3 protein-coding genes are annotated in these 5,326 nt (G+C 75.1%); all 3 read left to right on the top strand.

Features of this window, described 5'->3' with window-relative positions; all coding sequences use genetic code 11:
* The coding region (locus ACLU3S_RS35560; protein WP_413956101.1) for a TOMM precursor leader peptide-binding protein at window positions 1-2,304 on the top strand (2,304 nt) is incomplete at its 5' end.
* Window positions 2,294-4,249: a TOMM precursor leader peptide-binding protein gene (locus tag ACLU3S_RS35555; RefSeq protein WP_413956100.1), complete on the top strand. Its 1,956-nt coding sequence runs from the start codon at window positions 2,294-2,296 to the stop codon at window positions 4,247-4,249. The genes ACLU3S_RS35560 and ACLU3S_RS35555, both read left to right, overlap by 11 nt.
* 138 nt (window positions 4,250-4,387) lie before the next feature.
* Window positions 4,388-5,326, top strand: a 939-nt coding sequence (locus tag ACLU3S_RS35550) for a SagB family peptide dehydrogenase (RefSeq protein WP_413956099.1), incomplete at its 3' end; no start/stop codon positions are given.

The following is a 5,326-nucleotide window of genomic DNA, read 5'->3' as shown; positions in this document are numbered from 1 at the left end:
GAAGAGATCGCTCAAACGCGGCCCCGCATCCGCAGGGACGTCCTGTTCACCCGCACTCCGTCCGGGGTGCTCTTCCACAATGCCCACGGCGGGTTCAACGTCGTCACGCAGTCCGCCTACCGTTTCGCCGCACTGATCGTGCCCCACCTCGACGGCGAGCACCGGGTCGAGGAACTGTGCGCCGGACTGGGGGACAAGCAGCGCGACATGGTGGTTCAACTCGTGCGCGCTCTCTACGCGCGTGGTTTCGCCCGGGACGCCGGGCCAAGACCTCCGGCGGACGTGCTGCCGCCGCAGGTCACCGAGCGTTTCGCCGATCAACTCGACTATCTCGACCACTACGCGGACGACGCGCCAGAACGGTTCCTGCGCTTCCGTTCCACCTCGGTCGCCGTCCTGGGTGACGACGCCCTGGCCCGCTGGGCCGCGCTGGGCCTGCTCCGCAACGGCTGTGCCGCCGTGGCCGTCACCGAGCCCGCTGTGCCGCAGGGTGTGCTCCGGCGAGAACTCCACGGCGTCGAGGGCACGGCCGACCTCGACGCGGAGGCCGCCGCTCTGGCCGAGGCGGGTTGCGCCCCCCGTCTGGTCCGCCTGCCTCCGCCCGTCGCCCGGACCTCGCCGGCCGGCTCGGCGGGAGTTGGTGCCGCCGGGACGTACGGCTGGCAGGACCTCGACGGCTGGGACACCGTCCTGGTCACCGGCGCCACCGGGCGCCGTCAGCTGCTGCGGCTGCTGGCCGACGGCGTGCCCGCGGGCCGCCGGCTGCTCGGCGCCTGGACGTTCGGTCGGCGTGCCGTCGTCGGCCCGGTCATGACCGCCGGCGCCCCGGGCTGCTGGTGCTGCGCCGCTCTGCGGCTCGGTGCGGGCGCCGACGCCGCGGACAGCGCGGAGCTGTGGGCCTCCGTCGGTCCCGCGGCACCGCTCGGCGCTCCCCCGCCGGACCTGTCAGGACCGCTCGCGGGCATGCTCGGCAACCTTCTCGCCTACGAGGTGTTCCGCCTGGTCACCGAGGCCCTGCCCGCCGAGACGCGCCGTCAGATCGTGGTCCAGGACCTGGACTCCCTCGACGTGCTGACCGAGCCGCTGCTGCCGCACCCCGGCTGCCCGTACTGCGCGGCCCCGGACGGCGGCGGCGCGGCCGAGCCCGCCGGTCTTCCCGGTGACCTGCTGCGCGCGCCCCACACGGACGACCTGCCCGCCGCGCCTCCCGCCGACGGAGCGGCCGACGAGGACGCCGCCAAGGCACAGCTCGCGGAGCTGGAGAAGCGGGAGGTGCTCGTCCACGACCGGGCCGGTGTCTTCACCGCGTTCGCCGACGACGACTGGGAGCAGACCCCGCTGAAGGTCAGCACCGTCCGTCTGGGCACGGCTCCGGGCCGGGTGCGCCGGGTCAGTGCCGTCGACATCCACACCGTGGCCGGTGCCCGCCTCACCGCGCTGTACCGTGCCGCCGAGGTCTACGCCGAACACGTGGTTCCGCCGCGGCTGCTGGACGTCGGCGCTCTGCAGGCGGCCGACGGCAAGTGGACGCGTGTCGCACCCGCCGAACTGGCCGTGTCCAGCGGTCTGGACGTACCGGCCGACCAGGTCGCCGGTTTCTGCGAGGCGGTCTCCCTGACCGACGGCCGGACCGTGCTGGTGCCGGCGGGCGCCGTGCGCACGTTCGGCGGCTGGAACGACGTGGGCCTGTTCGAGCGGACCTCGGCGGGCACCGGCGCGGCCGGCGACCCGCGGGCCGCGCTCGCCCGCGCCCTGGCGACCGCGCTCGCCCACGACGCGCTGCGCGGCGCCGTCCGCCGCACCGCCCCGGTGCCCGTCGTGGATCCGGCCTCGCTGACCGATGACCCCGCAACGCTCTTCCTCCTGCGCTCGGCGGAGAACCTCGGCGTCACCGCCGAGATCCTCGACCTGACGGCCGCGGGCGGCGGCCTGCTGCCCGTCGCCCTGGCCCGCTTCACCGACCCCGCCACGGGCGTGGTGCGCTGGGCCGTGGGCAGCGGGCTGCGGCACCGCGACGCCGTCCTTCTGGCCCTGCGGGACCTGCTCGGCGCGGAGCAACTGCGCCGCGCCGCGGACGAACCCGACACCGGTGATCCGCTGTGGGCCGACCTGGACGCCGCCGCCCTCGTCGCCGGGAAAGTCGTACCGCTGCCGGACACCGCCACCACCTGGGCGTCGGTGCTCGACTCGCTCGCCGCCGGCCGGGACGCGTTCGCGGCGGCGGTGCCCACTCCGGATCTCGCGGCCGGCGACATCCACGTGGTGCGCGTGGTGCTGACCCGCGGAGCGCGCCGTGCCGGCTGAGACGGTGGCCGCGCCGGGCGACGCGACCACCGCGGTGGAATCCGCGGCCGCCGGACCGTGGGAGGAGGTGTGTACCGCCCTCACCGCCGCCCTCGCGCGGCGGGCGGAACGCCGCCCCGGCACACCGCCCGCCGTGGTGACCCCGCTCGGCTGCCGCGACGTACTCGAAGACGGGCCACAGCAGTTCCTGTCCGGCGCCGTGCCGATCGGGCTGTACGGGCATCATGCCGTGGTCGGCCCGGTGGCATCGGACGGCGGCCCGGGCTGTCCGGGGTGTCTGGCCCGCCGCTGGCAGGCGGTGCGGGCCGGGTATCTGCGGGACGCCCTGGAGCTCGGCGGTCCCACCCGCGCCACCGGCACCCCGCCGTGGCGGGCCGACTTCGTGGTGGACGCGCTGTCCGCGCTCGTCACGGCGGCGGTACGGCAGCCCCGCCCGGCCCGCCATCCATGGGTGTGGCTGCTGGACCTGGAGACGTTGCGCGTCACCCGGTTCCCGCTGGTGCCGGACGGTGAGTGCCCGTCCTGCGCCACGCGGGACGACGACAGCGCCGAGGCCGCCCGGATCACCCTGGAGCCCAGTCCCGTACACGCCCCGGACAGCTTCCGGCTGCGCCCCCTGGACGCCTACGACCTGACGCCCGAGCCGTTCGCCAACCCCGTCACCGGGATGCTCGGCCCGTCCGTCGTACCCGACCTGACCTCCGCCTCGACCTCCTCGACGGTCGGGGCCTTCACCACCCGCTCGGGCACCTACCTGCGGGACTGCTACTGGGGCGGGCACACCGGCGCGTACGGCGCGAGCGTGCGGGTGGGGCTGCTGGAGGGCCTGGAGCGCTACGCCGGAATGCGCGCCCGCGCCAAGCGGACGGTGGTGACCGCGGCCCTGGACGACCTCGGCGGCGCGGCGGTCGATCCGCGCGTCACCGGCCTGTACTCCGACGCCTTCCACGCCGCCGAACCGAACGTGCCGCGCTTCGCCCCGGACCGCCCGGTGGACTGGGTGTGGGGCTGGTCGCTCCGCGACGACCGGCCGGTCCTGGTACCGGAGGTCGTCGCGTACTACCACGCCCCGGGAGGCGTCCGGCGGCGCTTCGTCCAGGAGAGCTCCAACGGCTGCGCCTCCGGCGGCTGCCTCGCCGAGGCCGTGCTGCACGGGCTGCTGGAGACCATCGAGCGCGACGCGTTCCTGCTGGCCTGGTTCGGCCGCGCCCGGCTGCCCGAGATCGACCCGTCGAGCAGCACCAGGGCCGCGACCCGTGCCATGGTCCACCGGCTGGCGATGTACGGCTACCGGGCCCGGTTCTTCGACACCCGCGTCACCTTCCCGGTGCCGGTGGTGACCGCGGTCGCCGAACGTGTCGACGGGGGGCCGGGACTGCTGTGCTTCGGCGCGGGCGCCTCCCTGGACCCCGAGGCCGCGCTGGCCGCCGGGCTCTGCGAGATCGCCACCGACTCCGTCAACCTGCGCCGCCGTACCGCCCGCGAGGAGCGCAGGCTGCGCCGCATGGCGGACGACTTCGGCGAGGTGCGTGTGCTCCACGACCACCCACTGCTGTACGGGCTGCCCGAGATGGGACGGTACGCCGGCTTCCTGCTGCGGGACCGGGACGAGGCGGACCGGGTGCCGCTGTCCTCGCTCGCCTCGGGGCCCGGCGCCCTGGTCCCCTCGGCCGATCTGCGGGACGACGTGGAGGCCTGCGTCGAGGCCGTGACCGCGAAGGGGTTCGACGTGGTGGTGGTCGACCAGACCGTCGCCGAGCAGCGGGAACTCGGCTTCCACACGGTCAAGGTCCTGGTGCCCGGCCTGATCCCGATCGACTTCGGCTTCGGCCGCCAGCGCGGTCCGCACCTGCCGCGGGTCCGCACCGCGCTGCGCGAGGCCGGACTGCGCGACGCCGACCTGACCCCGGACGAGCTCAACCCGGCGCCGCACCCCTTCCCGTGAACGCCACCCGACGTCCCCCGGACCACCACTCACCCGTCCACAACGGCCCCCGACCCGAGCCACACCCGTCTTGCGGCGCGCGACACCTGGGGCCGCGGCGGCCACAGACCAACAGAAGCAGAAGAAGAGGGAGTGACCGTGGGATACGCCCATGAGTACGCGACGGCGGTGATGCGGCGGGGCCGGGTCGCCATGGAGCCGGCCGACTTCGTCCCCGACTGGTCCGACCGTCCGCGCAAGGGCAAGTACTTCCCGGGCGCGCCGTCCTTCCCGCTGCCCGACGGCGGCTGCGCCGAGGACGCGACCCTGGACCGGGGCCTGTTCGGCCGGCCGGGCGCCGGAGGGTTCACCCTGCCCCTGCTCGGCGCGATGCTCCGGGACTCCTACGGGCTGACCGGGCGCCGCCTCGCCGTCCAGGCCAACACCGACCTGGGCTCCCTGCCGTTCTACTCCCACGCAAACTGGTCCCGCGGCACCGCCTCCGGCGGCGGCCTCTACCCCATCGGCGTGCACTGGGTCAGCGGCGCGAGCGGGCCCCTCACCCCGGGCGTGTACTACTACGACACCCCGCACCACCGGGTCACCCGACTGCTGTCGGGCGACGTCACCGGAGAGGTCCGTGCCGCCCTCGGCGACCTGGAAGAGGCTGCCGGGACCGACCAGTTCCTCGTCCTCGGTGTGACGTTCTGGCAGAACTCCTTCAAGTACAACAGCTTCTGCTACCACGCCGTGACGATGGACATCGGCGCCCTGGTGCAGACCTGGCGCATGTGGGCCCGTGCGCACGGCCTTGCTCTCGGCACCGCCTTCTGGTTCGACGAACCCCGCCTGGGCCGGCTGCTCGGACTCGCTCCCGAGGAGGACGGAGTCTTCGCCGTCGTACCGCTGCGCTGGGCCGGGACCGGCCCGGCGGCGCCCGCCCCGCCGACGCCCGGCGCCCGCGTGCGGCGGCTGCCCGACGAGAAGTCCCGTCGCGTGCTGTCCTTCCCGACGCTGCACCGCATCCACGCCGCCACCCTGGAGGGCGCCGCCGACCGGCCCGCCCCCGGCGCCCTGGACGGCGCCCTCGCCGCTCCC

The sequence above is a fragment of the Streptomyces sp. AF1A genome, assembly GCF_047340315.1.
Classification (GTDB): Bacteria; Actinomycetota; Actinomycetes; order Streptomycetales; family Streptomycetaceae; genus Streptomyces.
The sequence above is the reverse complement of the archived record's forward strand: the minus strand, read 5'-3'. Positions and strand labels throughout refer to the sequence as shown.